Below are 14,419 nucleotides of genomic sequence, written 5' to 3'. Positions count from 1 at the left end.
GGATGAGGAGTTTTTAGATGCTAAGTTTTAGTACTCGACTTATCGTAGGTCCTGGCCTTACATTGATTTGCGCCGTTGCGATGGCGCAGAATGTGGACCGCCTGTCTCAGGTCGCCGATACCTTGGCCCGCGACAGCCAATTTTCCGGCACCGTGCTAGTGGCCAAGGGGGATCGCGTCCTCCTGTCACGAGGTTACGGCGACGCCAATGTCGAATGGCACGTCCGTAACCGGCCGGATACCCGCTTCCGGCTCGGCTCGGTAACGAAGCAGTTCACGGCCGCTGCGGTGCTCTTGCTGCAGGACCAAGGTAAGCTTAAGTTGACCGACGCGATCGGCCAATATCTGCCCGAGCTGCCGGCCGCTTGGCACCCGGTCACGGTTCAGCAGTTGCTTACGCATACCTCCGGCATTCACTCGTTCACGCAAGTGCCCGAATACGCCAACCTGGCGCACTTCGCTCGGACACCCGCCGAGATCCTGGCGGTCGTACAGACGTTGCCCCTTGACTTCGAACCGGGCAGTCGTTTCGACTACAGCAATTCCAACTACGTGCTTCTGGGCATGCTGATCGAGAAACAGAGCGGCAAAAGCTACGCCGAATTCATTCAAAAACAGATCTTCGTCCCTTTGGGAATGAAGGATTCGGGCTATGACAGCAACACTGCAATAGTCCCTAACCGCGCTGCGGGCTACCACAACACTGGTCGTGGCTTGAGCAACGCCGGCTATATCGACATGAGCGTGCCCTACGCAGCTGGTGCTCTGTACTCGACCAGCGGCGATCTGCTGCGTTGGCAGCGCGCGCTGTACGAAGGCCGGCTTCTGTCGCCGGAAGCGCTGCGGGCCATGACGACGCCGGTGAGGAATGGCTACGCGTTCGGACTGATGGTCCGCGATGCCCCGGACGGAAAGGAGGTTGGCCATGGCGGCAATATCAACGGCTTCAGCACGCTGGTTGGCTACCGGCCGAATGAGCGGATTAGCGTGATTCTGCTTAGCAATATCGAAGCCACCGACCTCAGTTCAATGGAACGCTCGCTATTCCAGGTCACGCGCGGGAAGACGCTGCGGCTGCCGTCAGAACGCAAGGCTATCCCCCTCGCGCTTGGTCGGTTGCTACAAGTGGCCGGCGTCTACGCCATGCCTGACGGGACCCGATTCCGCGTCAGGCTTGAGGATGGCCGGCTCAGCGCCCGGCTAGGAGGCACGAGTTGGACGCCGATCTTCGCCGAATCCGACGACCATTTCTTCGCTCGCAGCGTCGATGCGCAATTCGAAGTGCTTCGCTCTGACAAAGGCACGGTCGACGTGTTGACGCTGGTCCAGAACGGTAAGCGTATCCGCATGGAGCGCATCGCCGACACTGCTCCCGAATATGCGACCCTGCCTTTCTACCTACGCGGCGACATGAACGGCTGGGGCACCAGCGACCGCATGAGTATGACCGATGGCCATACGTTCACGGCCACTATTAAGTTGGACAAGCGGCGTTATGCTTTCAAGTTGGGTTCGGAAGATTTCAAAAAAATCGACATCGGAGCGTATGAAGGCAAGGAGACGGTCATAGAAGGCGCCGCGCTGCCACTCGAAGAAGATGGTCAAAACCTGCAAATCGACATTCCCGAATCCGGCGCTTACCGGTTCACGCTCGACACGACAGATGCGCGCGTACCGCGCCTGGCTGTCACACGCGCCGCTGGCGACCAGTGAAAGAGATGCATGTGCACGCTGGACTATTTTCGGCCAGAAGCAGCCATTTGATTTTTTTTGGAGAAATGTATGAAGTTTTTCCTGATAGGAATGATTCTGGTTCTATCTTTGATTTTGGTTGCACAAGTCGTACTCTGGTTGCAAATGAGAAGAATGCGTCACGCTGGAAAGTATCCCCGGCGGGGCAATGCTGTAATGGCCGACGTGGTACGTTTGCTAGACGACAATAAGCGCATCTGGGCTATACGCTGTTATCGTGAGGTCCACAAATGCAGTCTCCGTGAAGCGAAGGATGCGGTGAAGGCTCTTTCCGAAATTTGATAGCTCATTGGCCTCGCCTTCGCCTCCCCAATAGATCAAGACTGTACTGGCTCAACGATTCCACCAATGTGTTGCATCGACCGGTTGAATCCGCAGCCAGAAGCCGCCATTGGCAGATAGACTATTGTGAATGCGATTGAACGCAAATACCCAAGCAACCAACTCGGACGTGCCAATGCGCTCCGTTTTTCTTGAACCTGAGGCCCACGGATGAGCGCGAATTGAGAGAGTCACGGTTAGACTTCTCGTATACATGGGGAGACTTACGTCCAATCCGTCCAACAATGCTGCTTCTACTCGGAGCACAAATCGTCGGTGCACTGCTGGGCATTTTCTTCAAGATTGCTGACTCGAGTTTTTTGAGTGCGTGGATTGGCGGCGCCTTCCTTACTGCTCCGGCGTATTTTGTTGGCATCGCTTGGCAAGCTATAGTGACTCCCGAAATGCTCCGGTTGCACCGGAAGATGGTGCTGCGTGGAGGCGGAATTAGCTTGCTTTTGACTTTCGCGGCGGGTTACATATCATTATATGAGCCTACATCTCGCTACTACAATGGAACAAATGAGACTTTGGCGACACTGGTAAGAACGTCGCAGCAGCTCCAGAAGGGCGCAGCCCTCGCAAATGCGGCCGATTGCCGGTTCAGTCGGCAACAACGCAGTGCCAGCTCAGCCTATCTCTGTCAAGTTCCCGACGATTCTCGAGACGCCATTCGAGCCGCGCTGGTATCAGGAGGGTGGGAGGTAGTATCACCACCACCCAATGCACTCCTTGCGTACCGTCGGCAAAAACTAGTAGCATCGTTTGTATGCCCGTGGAAAGCTGGCTACTGTGAACTCTGGCTCAGACATGAACAATAGTGCTGCTGGCCTGAGGCCCAACCCATCAACAGGCCTGCCGTGCCCCAACAATCCGGGTTACTCAGCTCATGCAATCACAGAAGGCGGCCTCGCGCTCATGCCAATGCCCCTATGGGGCGTCTTCGGTCTGAGGTGAGAATTGGTGAGTTTTGCACCTGGGCAAGCTGCTATCCTATCAACGCGACGGCCGCGTTCGGCCAAGAGCGGACGTTCGCCGGTTGCTTGCGAATGTCTGCTATGGCCAAGACCGGTTTTCCAAGGAATCGTTTCACTACGGGCGTCTGTACCTTGATTATTGGTGATTAAGGCGGCCCGACATGTCTGCGCCCTATTACTGCTGCTGAGCCGCCCTACGCTGAGGATCCATATAAACTAAGCTGCGACTCAGCCGTCGGGGCGCAATTCTCAAGATGAGGGCAAATCATGAAAGACAAAGCGCAATCAGGCTATAAGCCCGTACAGGACGATGTGCTGAAGACTTTGGGCTTTGCGGTAATCGCAGGACAGAGTGTTGAGCGCCTGATGAGCACTTGCCTGACGTTCCCATTGCACGGCGAGACACGGCAGACTGTAGAGCAGGTCCAGGTCATGCTTGAGCGGCATTCGAAAGCCACTTTGGGGCAACTGCTCAATACGCTGCGAAAGCGGGTGGATCTGCACCCCACCTTTGACGAACAGTTGGATCGCTTCCTCCAACATCGCAATGTCATCGCGCATCGTTTACATGATGTGCCCGGCGGTTTAGACCTGCATTCTGATGAAGGACGGGGAAGGCTAAAGGATTTCCTGCTCCAGTACATGGAGGACGGTCACATCGTCAGCATGGTATTGTTGGGCGTGTTGCGTGAATGGGCGCGTCAAGAGGGCATTAAGCTTCCCAACGAACACCATCTGAGCCAGCGAATGCATGACCACCTTGACATCAATGTTGTGCCTAACATGGAGGTCTTGATTAGGTCTAAAGAACATGGCGCGGAGCCAAATGTCGCAAATGCGAATTAAAGTGTCGCACCTTTCAGGGTTCAACCACACACCGTCAGCAATCTGCCGGAAGAAAATTGTGTCAATGAAATACACTGAAATTTTTTTGTTTAATGAGCTGTGTTTATGCGCAAGCTGATTCCGGCACCAGCCGTTGCCGCCGTCGCAGAGATACTTTCACAGCGCACCACGCACGCGTCACTGGACAATTTGTTCATGCATGCCGGTGCCCCAGGTGAACCCCCTGAAGGTAGCAAGTGGGTTAAGGCGCAGGAATGGCTGCGTCGGGTCAACCGAGATGAAACGGTTCAGCCACTGAGTGTTTTAGGTCGATTAATAGAAACGTACATGGAAGAGGATCCACCTGAGCCCAGTCCGTTTGATGAAGGCCCGCCACGAACCGAAACGGATGACCAAGAAAAAATTCGAAAAGCGCTTGCTCGTTATGATCTTCAGTACGTCCGGGGAGGGTTGATTTCAGGGACGCTTGGCACGCCTTCGAAAGCACTAGAAGACTATATTCGCGACCGCGACCTGCCTGCAATGGATCATGAATTTAGCAGAGCGTTGGCCAATGTCGAGCATAGCCCAAGAGAGGCGGTTTCGGCCGCAAGCAATATTCTTGAGAGCGTTTGCAAGGTCTACATTGCAGAACGAGGTCTTGAGGCGCCGCCAAAACAAGACTTGAAGCCCGTTTGGTCAGTAGTTAGAAAAGACCTTGGATTCGATCCTAGTGTGGTTGAAGATAAGGATCTCCAGGTAATTCTTACTGGGCTGTTCGCTATCGTTGAAGGAATCGGCGCGCTAAGGACGCACACCAGTTCTGCTCATGGTGCCGGTAAGAAACAATATAAACTTCAGCCTAGACATGCCCGTTTGGCAATTCACAGCGCTCATACAGCAGCCTTGTTCATTTTGGAGTCTTGGGATAAGAAGGTTTCGTGACCCAGCTGGTAGGGGCTGAAAACGGCCAGGAGCCGTCATTGGAAGCTATGGTCATTAGAAAAAATTTGAAGACAAACATGGACCAAGACCCAGCGCCGTACCTAGAAATGAAACGGCATGGAGCCACTGCTGAGGATGTATATCGCAAAGCGCGTGGGGACGGCTTCAAAAATTATGAGTGTTTGGTACTCATAATGGGAGTGTTTGACCTTGAGCTTGATGACGCACGAAAAATTGGGCATCAGGCTTTTTATCACGAGCGCGATACGCTTGGTAAAATTGACCGATAGCGGCTGCGGACACTGACGAAGGGATGGAATTTGTTTCAGCACCCGTTGTAGCGAATGCTGCGCAGATAGCCGAAGAGCATACCTATAGATGCCTGGGAAAGTTTTTTGTCGTGTTCTCGGCAATCGAATTCAAATTGGCGCTAAGCCTTGCGAACACATTCTTCGACCTAAATGCTAATCTGTCTCGTGTAATTGAGAAAATGCCCTTCCAGGAAAAATTGGAAAATTTCGTTCATGCACAGGTTATGGACAGGCATAAGGATGAAATTCACTATCAGCGATGCTTCGATTGGTATAGCAAGGCTGACGTAATTCGTGAGGCCAGGAATAGGTTTGCACATGGGCGATGGGCATTCCTACTCCATGAGCCGCATATAGCTCACGTGGCAGGATATCCTGATGGCAAACAGTCTGACTTGCGGCTCTCCTTAGAGGACTTGCACGACCTGGTCGAGGCCGTGATAGAGGTTAATGAGGGGCTTGAACGCATCGTGAATAAACATGATTGACCGCGTCCGGCCAAGAGCCGCCGTTCGCCAATGTAAAAACTGAAGAATCCATCTTCTGGAGCATCAATTTGAACAAGATTATTGTTTTGCGAATTTCCGATAATGGCGGCGTAGACTTGAATGGAGTCAGACTACATTCAACAACTGAGGTCGCGGAAGCTCTTGAGAAAATTTCCGCCGAAAACCCGGACATGACAGTTTCTATTGATGCCACCGATTCAAAATGGTATGAATCTATAGGGAAGGCCATTTACGGTAGCCGCCGGGCGGGGTTTTCCGGTGAACGGTTTCGCATACTTATCGATGGCAAGCCCTTGGAAGCCTGACATGAAGCCAAGATACTTCACCGCCTGCTACCGGCCATCAGCGGCCATTGGCTTCATTAACATAGATGCCAAATTTAACACATTAGGACTTTATGACGACGGCTAAGCACCGAATTTTCATTGTTGATTGCCACATCTGCAAGGCGAAAGTGGCCGCTACAGAAGCCGGCCGGGCAGAGCGATTTACATTCGACGATGAGGCGGGGCAACCTTATGGGAAGCGAGTGTTTGTTGGTAAATGCCCAAGTTGCACCACCATCTTGGTTGGCGAATCCGATCAAATCGACTTTGAGAATTATGATGCTTACGAGGATCGATGGAGTGATATCGTTCGCGTGTTTCCGCAACCTCCAAAGTCCTTTTCAAGCTGGCGTATACCACGCGTAGTTACCGACTCGCTCAACGAAGCGGACCGCTCTCTTCAGGCAGGTGCCAACATTGCCGCATGCGTTATGCTTGGACGTGCGTTGGAGGCGTTGTGCCGCGATATTCTTGAGCCTAAGGTCCCCAACTCAGAGGCGGCTTCAGCGAGACCAAAGAAGAAGCTAATGCTGGGCGAAGGCATTAAGAAGTTACGAGATACAAAAATTATCGATGATCGCCTTTATGACTGGAGCCAACAACTTCAGGCGTTTCGAAATCTCGCTGCTCATCCTGAAGACATAAGCATATCGAGAGATGATGCAGGGGATTTGCAGACCTTCGTAAACGCGATTGTTGAATATGTCTACGATCTTGCTGATCGCTATGATGAGTTCAAAAGCCGTGCAGAGAAACGTGAAAAACGAAAGAAATCTTAGCCCGGCAGTCAGGTGGATCTATGCGAAAATCGGCGCGAGCCGCTGAGTGTAAATCCGGTAAATCATAGCGGCGGGACGTCCCTTTTTTCTTTAAACGGGGAAACGGGAAGGTCCGTAAAGTGGCGGCTTCGGCCTGGCGTTAGAATTGGTGATTTTTGCAGATGAGCAAGCTGCTATCCTGAACGTAATCGGCCGTGTACGGCCAGAAGCGGAAGGAACACAATGCTTGTGACATTAGGATTTTACGGAGGAACTGCATGATTGATCTTACATTGCTACCTAGCGCAATGGCCGGATTGAAAGGGGCAATCGATATTACGTCCGCCTTGGTAAAAACGAATAACATTGTCGATGTTAATGCAAAGGCTATTGAGCTTCAACAAATCATTATCAAGTTACAGCAGGATATTTTTAGTGCACAGGATTCGCAGCGGGTCGCGAACGAAGAGATTCTGAGCCTCAAAAAGGAGATATCGGACCTCAAGAAGGTCAGCGGTGACATGGGGCGCTACAAGCTATGTAGTCCTTTTACCGGAAGTGCCGTGTACGGCATCTCGAAAGACGATGCCAGCAAGGAACCCGCGCACTACCTCTGCGCAAATTGCTTCCAAGCTGGTAAAAAGTCTGTATTGAACCCCAAGGCCAACGATAAAGGTTTCCAGGATTTCGTTTGCCCGACTTGCCGAGCGGCGATTTCAACCGGCTATCGAGGAGTTCATGCGAAATATGTCGAAGACATCGGCCAGACCGCCTAACGATGTACTGCAATCGGCCAGAAGCCGACATTGAAAAAATTGGAGGTATTGACCGATGACAGTACGGGGTTTTCACGAACTAGATTTCCCTGCTGTATGCAACATCTATATCAGGGCAAAACACGACGAACTACAGTTTGAGAGCCGTAACTTTGAAATCACTCCGTTGGAAAAGGATGCTGTAATTCTGGCCGCTTTCAAAGAATCGGTTGTATTGGTCTTTGAGGAAGAAGAAATCTTAGGGTTTGCAGCTCTATATGGCAATCAATTGCGCGCAATGTTCGTTCGAAGAGATGCTCGGGGAAAAGGCGTAGGACAGGCTTTGCTAGAGGCCGCGCACTCAGGGAACAAAGAATTGGTTCTTAACGTCGCGAAGTCAAATATGGAAGCTCAAAGGTTCTACGCACGTAACGGGTGTCTAGTTACGGGGGAAGCTTCCAGAATGTACGATGACGCAACGATTACTTACGTTCAGATGAAATCTAGTCTTCCTGCTGCGAACATGCGGCTGTAACCGGGCAGTAGTAGACAAAAGTTTCCAGGACGTGGCCACCTATTTTGGCAGTACGCTCGCGAACGCATTTCGATGCACGCAATATTAACTTGACGACAATTATGGCATGGTCGATGATTGCCAGGCGGCACGGCAAAGCGACGCTGCCATCGACCTTGGAGACGACACAATGAAGATATTCAAACTGGCCGCCGGTTTGCTAGCGTGCAGCCTGGCCGGCCTCGCGCTGGCCGCTGATAAGGCCGACGATGCCCAGCTGCGCACGGCCATCGCAGCCAGCCACCGGAGTAGCACCAACGTTGAGCGCGATAGTTGGCGCCATCCTTACGAAACGCTCACTTTCTTCGGTATCAAGCCGACCATGACAGTGGTCGAACTGCTGCCGGAAGGCGGCTGGTACACCGAGATCCTGGCGCCGTACCTGCGCAAGGACGGCAAGCTGATCAGCGCTGGTGCCATATCTAAGACTTTGCTGGAGTCCAACCCGGCGGTCTATGACAAGGTCGTGCGGGGTGCATTCAGTCCGCCAAAGGCCATCTACAACTTCGCCCCAGCAAACAGCGTCGACATGGTGCTCACCTTCCGCAACGTGCACAACTTCGTCGAGCTGGGCGACGACAAGGTCAAGGACATGTTCAAGGCGCTGTACATCAGCCTGAAGCCCGGCGGCGTGCTGGGCGTGACTGACCACCGCCTGCCGGAATCGATGCAGCAAGATGCCACGGCCACGAGCGGCTACGTTCACCAGTCGTATGTGATCAAGATGGCCGAGAGCGCCGGCTTCAAGCTTGCCGGCAAATCGGAGATCAACGCCAATCCGAAGGACAAGGCCGACCACAAGGGCGGCGTATGGGCGCTGCCGCCGACCCTGAGCAACGACGCACTTGATCGCGACAAGTACCAAGCCATCGGCGAGAGCGACCGCATGACGCTCAAGTTCGTGAAACAATAAACGACCGGTGCTCGCCGAGGCCAACGTAACGCCCGGCGAGTATTTGTGGATTTTGATGCAGTGTCGCGCGTCGTCGTGGCCGAAGCTTCCCTTGCGGCTGCATCCGGCCACAAGCGGACCTATGGTAAGTTGCTCAATATCGCTCTCCAATCGTCCCCTTAACACCGCACACAAGCTGAATACAAAAAGGAGACGTGGGTGACCATTGCCAGATACGTATTTACCCTACTCATCGCAATTGCACTCCTGCCAGCCGGCGCATCCGTGAGCGAGTCCAAAAACGATATCGACGACAGCAAGCAAACTCCCACCAACATTGTTATCAAGGGGGTGCGCGATCCATCGGCGTGGTTCCGGATCGAGACCCAGCACCTGATCGTATATTCTGACAGCGACCCCGAACAGGTCGTCCAAATGGTTAACAACCTGGAGCGGCTGGACTATGTGCTACGGCTGTACTTGCGGCCATTCCTTATTCGGCAGACTAACTTGCCTAAGCTCACGTTGTACTTTCAGGACCGGATCCACTGGACTCCAGGACTCGGTGAATTCCCTGTTGAGACAGTTGGTCTGGTTGACAGCTGTGCATCCGGCACCCAGGTTTTCACGTTCAGCCGGGGGCGAATGTGGGAGTCGAATAATGCATCGCTGCTAATGGACGCTGTTGATTTCACGCTGTCGGCTATTCTCACTTTGTACAGCGAGAATTTTCTGTATCGCCACACCGACATTCGCGGGCCAGAGTGGTTCCTCCAAGGCTTTAAATTTTATTTCGGTGGAGTGCGATTCACAGACAACCAGATGGTGATTGGCCGTGCCGCCGGTACGACTGCCGAATCGATGAAGTTCCTAGATTACAGCCAAGGAGGCCGGTATTTCCTTACCTATGACGAAGTGTTGAGCAAGGACGTGTCGCAGGATTTTTTCAGCCACATGAAGAAAGCCGAGATAGGTACTGACGCATATCTTGCGCAAGCTGAATTTCAGTCTCGGGCGTTCAATTTGATGCACTATATGCTTTCAACTGCGGAAAACCGCGACAGGATGGCGCGGTATCTTGAACTGCTGAATAACGGCAGCGATGGCGCTGCGGCGTTTGCAGACCTGTTTGGCATGTCAGGTGTGAAGCTCAACGCGACAATGTGGCATTACCGGCGAGTGTTCATGAAAGTCATCAAAGTCGATTTTCCCGAGCTGCCCACCGCGCGTATCGACTTCACCCGCCTAAGCCGCGTCGAGGGCGACTTCGTCCTTGACAATGCAGCGCTGAAAGCTTGCCCCTCTCCCGACAATGGCGCGATGCTGCTGCGACGTGTGCGGGCTGCTGCGACTGCGGCCCGCGCTGTTGATTTTGCCCAGATCACCTTAAGCCGTGCTCAAATCGAGTGGGGGGATCCGCGCGACGCCATTCCCTACCTGACGGACGCCGTGCGCCGCGATTCACGCAACGTCGAACTTCATTATCTCCTGGGCCTGGCCCACCTGAAACTAGCGAAAGGCCCGGTCGGAGACAAACGGGAGCAACTTGCGGAAGCCCGGGCCAGCCTGACTGAGGCAGCGCTACTCGCGCCCGGAACACCTTGGATATCGTATGCGCTGTTCCATGCCGAGATCATGGATTCAGAAATGCCTCCGGAAAAAACCATGGATCTGGCTAGCAAGGCGTGGCGGCAAGCGCATGATGTCGCGGCATTCGCACGTGCGGCCGCCTTGGCGCATGCTTGGTTAGGCGACTCAGCCAACGCCTATCAGGCCTTGAACACGCTGGCAAGGAACGATCACGATCCGAATAGCGCCACATGGGCCGTGCAGTGGCTCAAGCTGCTCGAAAAAGGAGTAACGCGTGATTACTTACTGGCGGCGATGCGCGACGAACCGCTCGCATCACCCGGCTTCAGGCGGACGTATAGCGACGCCCGCTAAAGCTTCGGCCGGCACCTAGGTCCGCTTTGGGGCGGAAGCGGAAGTACCGGCCGCCTTGCTGTCTAGCCACTGGGTCCTAATTACTTACCTGGCATCGTGCTGCACGACATAGTGCTCCGGATAAGTCTCTGTTGCGCCACGAAGCCAACCGACTACAGCGCCCGCAGATGGCCCTCGCCGTGATCGTGTCTAGCGCGTTAAGGCTAAATGTAACTTAGCAACCGGTTCCCGGCAGCCGCCATCACTAAGGAGTCGGCTGGTTTTTTTTATCGTCTTTTTTAGTGGCGTTGCCGGCTCCGCCGCCGGTCCCGATCATGCCGCTTTGCGGCATGTCGCCGTCGCGCGGGTCGTCACCATGTTGGTCGCCCATGCCCTCGGAGTGCTGGCCGCCTTGGCCGTGCAGGCCTCTTTCGGCGCCTTTGTTGATGCCTTGGCCGCTATCGGCACCCTCGGTGCCGGAATGTTCGCTGCCGCTCAGTCCGTCCGTGGCGCCTTGGCCGCCAACGGATTGCTGATGATTGTCTTTGCTCATGCCGCCTCCGTGAAATTGGATCAAGGGTGAATGCTAACCTCCGGCGTTGTGTTGAGCTATCAGCGTACCACTGCCCCGCAAGTAGGCGAAAAGCTACAAGTGCCCCAGAAACCCACTGAATGAGTATGACATGAGCGGCGTCGGCAACGGTGTCGGAAAAAAAGTCGACTTGCTTTTGATGCAATATCCATCGTACACTTTATTTTCCAACGCCAATAGCAGGCCAACGAATAGTACGGAGATCAAACATGGCAATTCGGAAGCCCTGCACGGAATGCGGCGGCAATGAGCATTTTTCAAAAGAGGTGGCTCCAGGCGCAACCGGCGAATTTCTTCCCGTCGGCAGCCTCCATGGCGGGAAGTACCGGGTTGTCGTTTGCGGAGATTGCGGGTTCACCCGCTGGTTTGTTCCTGAGCGTTTCTTGCCGCTTGTAAAAGAGAAATTTGAAACGGAATAATTGCGGCGGCGCCGGGAGGAAATACTGTGCAGCGGAGTGTCATAGTTGTAAGCGATAGCGTCGATCCTCGGTTCGAGGACGCTATCGGTAAAGGGTTGGATGAATTCAATCTGCAAGCGTCGGGATTGAGCGATCGGCTCCCCTTGAGTGTCACTGTGAAAGATCCCGATAGCGGCGAAGCGCTGGGCGGAATCGTCGGACGGACGTCTCTTGGTCTGGCGTTTCTGGATCTGTTTCACCTCCCGGCGTCGCTGCGTGGCTCGGGCCTCGGCACGACAATCCTGAAGGCATTCGAAGATGAGGCGCGCGAAAGGGGTTGTCGTTCGGCCGTGCTTTATACAATCAGCTTCCAGGCGCCCGGCTTTTATGAAAAAAATGGGTGGGTACGTTTCGGCGAGATTGAATCCGATCAGGGGACAAGCCGCATTTTCATGAGTAAAAAGCTGTAGTTGGTTTCATAAGCGCGCCATGCGGTGGACGTCCATGCCAGAATGCGGGCATCGCCACCGCGAAAGATGCGTATGACACCTGAACTCGTCTTTACCATCGGCCACTCCAACCGTATCATCGATTACTTTATCGGCTTGTTGTGGCAGAACGGCATAGCCTGTCTGCTTGATATCCGCACGATTCCCAAATCCCGTCACAATCCACAGTTCGGCCAGGAACAGCTAGCGGCCTCGCTCGCCGACGCAGGCAACCTATCCGCCGGAGTAGCCGGTGACTGCAGCGATTCGGTAGCCCGACGTTGCACATCAATCCAAATGGAGGAATCAGAATGACACGAGTTCGAGTGGAAAGCTTCACGATCTCTATCGACGGCTATGCGGCGGGTCCTGATCAGGATATCAACAACCCGCTTGGCGTGGGCGGCACGAACTTGCACCAGTGGTTCATTCCGACACGCACGTTTCAGGCCATCCATGGCGCGGGCGACGGCACGACCGGCGTCGACGACGATTTTGCCGCGCGCGGGTTTCGCAATGTCGGCGCCTGGATTCTAGGTCGGAACATGTTCGGACCGGTTCGCGGACCGTGGCCCGACATGAACTGGAAAGGCTGGTGGGGAGACAATCCACCGTACCATGTTCCCGTCTTCGTTTTGACCCATCATGCGCGGCCATCGATCCAGATGGAAGGCGGCACGACGTTTCACTTCGTCACGGGTGGCATACATGAGGCCCTGGACCGAGCCCGTGAGGCGGCGAACGGTATGGACGTGCGTATCGGGGGTGGGGCGGATGTGGTTCGACAATATCTCCAGGCGGCCCTCATCGACGAGTTGCATATCGCGATATCGCCGATCCTGCTGGGCCGGGGCGAGCGCTTGTTCGAGGGCGCGGACCTGCCGGCCCTCGGATATGAATGCATCGGGTTCACGGGAACGGAGAAGGCAAGCCATGTTGTGCTCCGGCGCCGCGAGACCAGCGGCGCCTAGAGCGGGTGCGACGGCTGGGATCGTGTCCGAATGCCAGACTTGACCCCATTGGGGTTACGCCGTGAAGTCCACCGGCAACGGCGCGTCCCGCGCGACCAGCTTTTGCTCGCGCAACTCGTGCCAGAACGCCGCGGGTATCACTTCGGCCAGCGCCGCTTGGTCCTCGGCGATGCGTTCCGGACGGCTAGCGCCCGGGATCACGGCGGCCACCGCTGGATTCGCCAGCGAGAATTGCAGCGCGGCCGACTTGATGCTGACGCCGTGCCGCTGCGCGACAGCCTTCAACCGCTCGACCTTGGCAAGAATCTCCGGCGGGGCCTTTTGATATTCGAAATGCGTGCCGCCGGCCAGAATGCCCGAGCTGTATGGCCCGCCGACGACGATGTCGACGTTCTGCTTCGCCGCCTGCGGCATCAGGCGCTGCAGCGCGCGCTCGTGATCGAGCAGGGTGTAGCTTCCCGCCAGCAGCGAGACCGTCGGCCGCGCCTCGTCCAGCTCCATCGCCAGTTCGATCGGCTCGACCCGGTTGACGCCCAGGCCCCAGCCCTTGATCACGCCTTCCTCCTGCAGCCGCGCGAGCACGCGGAAGGCGCCGGTGCGGGCGATCTCGAACTGGGCCAGCCAGCCGTCGCCGTAGAAGTCCTGCGCCGCGTCGTGCACGTAGACGATGTCGAGGCGGTCCGTTTTCAAACGCTTGAGGCTGTCCTCGATCGAGCGCAGCGTGGCGTCGGCGGAGTAGTCGTTGACGATCTTGTTGCGGCGTCCGAATTCGAACAGCCCGCCTTTTTCTCCCATGTCGCGCTGCGACGGCTCTTCTAGCTCGTCGAGGATCACGCGGCCGACCTTGGTGCTCAGGACGTAGTCGTCGCGATTGCGTTTGGCCAGTGCGTTGCCGAGACGAATCTCGGCCAGGCCGGCGCCGTACAGCGGGGCGGCGTCGAAGTAGCGCACGCCGTGGTCCCAGGCGGCATCGACCGTCGCCAGCGCTTCCTCTTCGGGGATGTCGCGGAACATGTTGCCCAGCGGCGCGGTGCCGAAGCCGAGCTTGCCTTGCAGTAGGTTTTTGATGGACATGAAAACTCCTGTTGGTGAATGTGGAATCA

The 14,419-nt window shown here is 55.1% G+C and carries 18 protein-coding genes; 16 read left to right on the top strand and 2 right to left on the bottom strand.

Annotated elements, in window-relative coordinates; all coding sequences use genetic code 11:
- Nucleotides 1-80 precede the first annotated feature (80 nt).
- The 12 genes from MRBLMU1_RS22075 (at nt 81) to MRBLMU1_RS22020 (ending at nt 10,888) form a co-directional block, all read left to right on the top strand.
- Entirely contained in the window at nt 81-1,712 is a 1,632-nt protein-coding gene (locus tag MRBLMU1_RS22075; RefSeq protein WP_363505794.1) for a serine hydrolase, read from the top strand.
- A 69-nt stretch (nt 1,713-1,781) separates the two neighbouring features.
- Nucleotides 1,782-2,033, top strand: a complete 252-nt coding sequence (locus MRBLMU1_RS22070) for a hypothetical protein (RefSeq protein ID WP_363505791.1) — start codon at nt 1,782-1,784, stop codon at nt 2,031-2,033.
- Nucleotides 2,034-3,316: 1,283 nt separating this feature from the next.
- Nucleotides 3,317-3,895, top strand: coding sequence for a hypothetical protein (locus tag MRBLMU1_RS22065; protein WP_363505788.1), 579 nt, complete (start codon nt 3,317-3,319; stop codon nt 3,893-3,895).
- Between the two features lie 105 nt (nt 3,896-4,000).
- A complete protein-coding gene (locus MRBLMU1_RS22060) occupies nt 4,001-4,819 on the top strand; it encodes an abortive infection family protein (RefSeq protein WP_363505785.1) in 819 nt (272 codons plus the stop codon).
- On the top strand, nt 4,816-5,109 hold the full coding sequence (locus MRBLMU1_RS22055) for a hypothetical protein (RefSeq protein ID WP_363505782.1): 294 nt from the start codon (nt 4,816-4,818) through the stop codon (nt 5,107-5,109). Before MRBLMU1_RS22060 ends, MRBLMU1_RS22055 begins: the two co-directional genes overlap by 4 nt.
- Before the next feature lie 23 nt (nt 5,110-5,132).
- Nucleotides 5,133-5,618, top strand: coding sequence for a hypothetical protein (locus MRBLMU1_RS22050; RefSeq protein ID WP_363505779.1), 486 nt, complete (start codon nt 5,133-5,135; stop codon nt 5,616-5,618).
- Nucleotides 5,615-5,944 (top strand): hypothetical protein, encoded by a 330-nt coding sequence (locus MRBLMU1_RS22045; RefSeq protein ID WP_363505776.1) that lies wholly within the window; start codon nt 5,615-5,617, stop codon nt 5,942-5,944. Before MRBLMU1_RS22050 ends, MRBLMU1_RS22045 begins: the two co-directional genes overlap by 4 nt.
- A 92-nt stretch (nt 5,945-6,036) precedes the next feature.
- The gene (locus tag MRBLMU1_RS22040; RefSeq protein WP_363505773.1) at nt 6,037-6,744 is read left to right on the top strand and encodes a DUF4145 domain-containing protein; all 708 of its coding nucleotides are present in this window, start codon (nt 6,037-6,039) and stop codon (nt 6,742-6,744) included.
- A gap of 257 nt (nt 6,745-7,001) precedes the next feature.
- Nucleotides 7,002-7,499: a hypothetical protein gene (locus MRBLMU1_RS22035; RefSeq protein ID WP_363505771.1), complete on the top strand. Its 498-nt coding sequence runs from the start codon at nt 7,002-7,004 to the stop codon at nt 7,497-7,499.
- A gap of 55 nt (nt 7,500-7,554) precedes the next feature.
- Nucleotides 7,555-8,013: a GNAT family N-acetyltransferase gene (locus tag MRBLMU1_RS22030; RefSeq protein WP_363505769.1), complete on the top strand. Its 459-nt coding sequence runs from the start codon at nt 7,555-7,557 to the stop codon at nt 8,011-8,013.
- Between the two features lie 169 nt (nt 8,014-8,182).
- Nucleotides 8,183-8,965, top strand: coding sequence for a class I SAM-dependent methyltransferase (locus tag MRBLMU1_RS22025; protein WP_363505766.1), 783 nt, complete (start codon nt 8,183-8,185; stop codon nt 8,963-8,965).
- A 198-nt stretch (nt 8,966-9,163) separates the two neighbouring features.
- Nucleotides 9,164-10,888 carry a tetratricopeptide repeat protein gene (locus MRBLMU1_RS22020; protein ID WP_363505763.1) on the top strand — a complete coding sequence of 575 codons (1,725 nt, stop codon included), beginning with the start codon at nt 9,164-9,166 and terminating at the stop codon, nt 10,886-10,888.
- A gap of 244 nt (nt 10,889-11,132) precedes the next feature.
- Here the strand turns inward: MRBLMU1_RS22020 and MRBLMU1_RS22015 are convergent, their stop codons facing one another.
- Entirely contained in the window at nt 11,133-11,420 is a 288-nt protein-coding gene (locus tag MRBLMU1_RS22015) for a hypothetical protein (protein ID WP_363505760.1), read from the bottom strand.
- A gap of 248 nt (nt 11,421-11,668) precedes the next feature.
- Between MRBLMU1_RS22015 and MRBLMU1_RS22010 the strand changes: the two genes are divergently transcribed.
- The 4 genes from MRBLMU1_RS22010 (at nt 11,669) to MRBLMU1_RS21995 (ending at nt 13,316) form a co-directional block, all read left to right on the top strand.
- Nucleotides 11,669-11,878 carry a hypothetical protein gene (locus tag MRBLMU1_RS22010; protein ID WP_363505757.1) on the top strand — a complete coding sequence of 70 codons (210 nt, stop codon included), beginning with the start codon at nt 11,669-11,671 and terminating at the stop codon, nt 11,876-11,878.
- A gap of 26 nt (nt 11,879-11,904) precedes the next feature.
- A complete protein-coding gene (locus MRBLMU1_RS22005; protein WP_363505754.1) occupies nt 11,905-12,327 on the top strand; it encodes a GNAT family N-acetyltransferase in 423 nt (140 codons plus the stop codon).
- A gap of 72 nt (nt 12,328-12,399) precedes the next feature.
- Entirely contained in the window at nt 12,400-12,660 is a 261-nt protein-coding gene (locus MRBLMU1_RS22000; RefSeq protein WP_363505751.1) for a DUF488 family protein, read from the top strand.
- Nucleotides 12,657-13,316 (top strand): dihydrofolate reductase family protein, encoded by a 660-nt coding sequence (locus MRBLMU1_RS21995; protein ID WP_363505748.1) that lies wholly within the window; start codon nt 12,657-12,659, stop codon nt 13,314-13,316. Before MRBLMU1_RS22000 ends, MRBLMU1_RS21995 begins: the two co-directional genes overlap by 4 nt.
- 54 nt (nt 13,317-13,370) lie before the next feature.
- On the opposite strand, the gene MRBLMU1_RS21990 is transcribed toward MRBLMU1_RS21995, so the two are convergent.
- Nucleotides 13,371-14,390, bottom strand: a complete 1,020-nt coding sequence (locus MRBLMU1_RS21990; protein ID WP_363505745.1) for an aldo/keto reductase — start codon at nt 14,388-14,390, stop codon at nt 13,371-13,373.
- Nucleotides 14,391-14,419: the final 29 nt, after the last annotated feature.

It is taken from the genome of Burkholderia sp. LMU1-1-1.1 (assembly GCF_040675865.1).
Taxonomy (GTDB): domain Bacteria; phylum Pseudomonadota; class Gammaproteobacteria; order Burkholderiales; family Burkholderiaceae_D; genus Rugamonas.
This window is presented reverse-complemented; position numbering and strand designations above follow the sequence as displayed.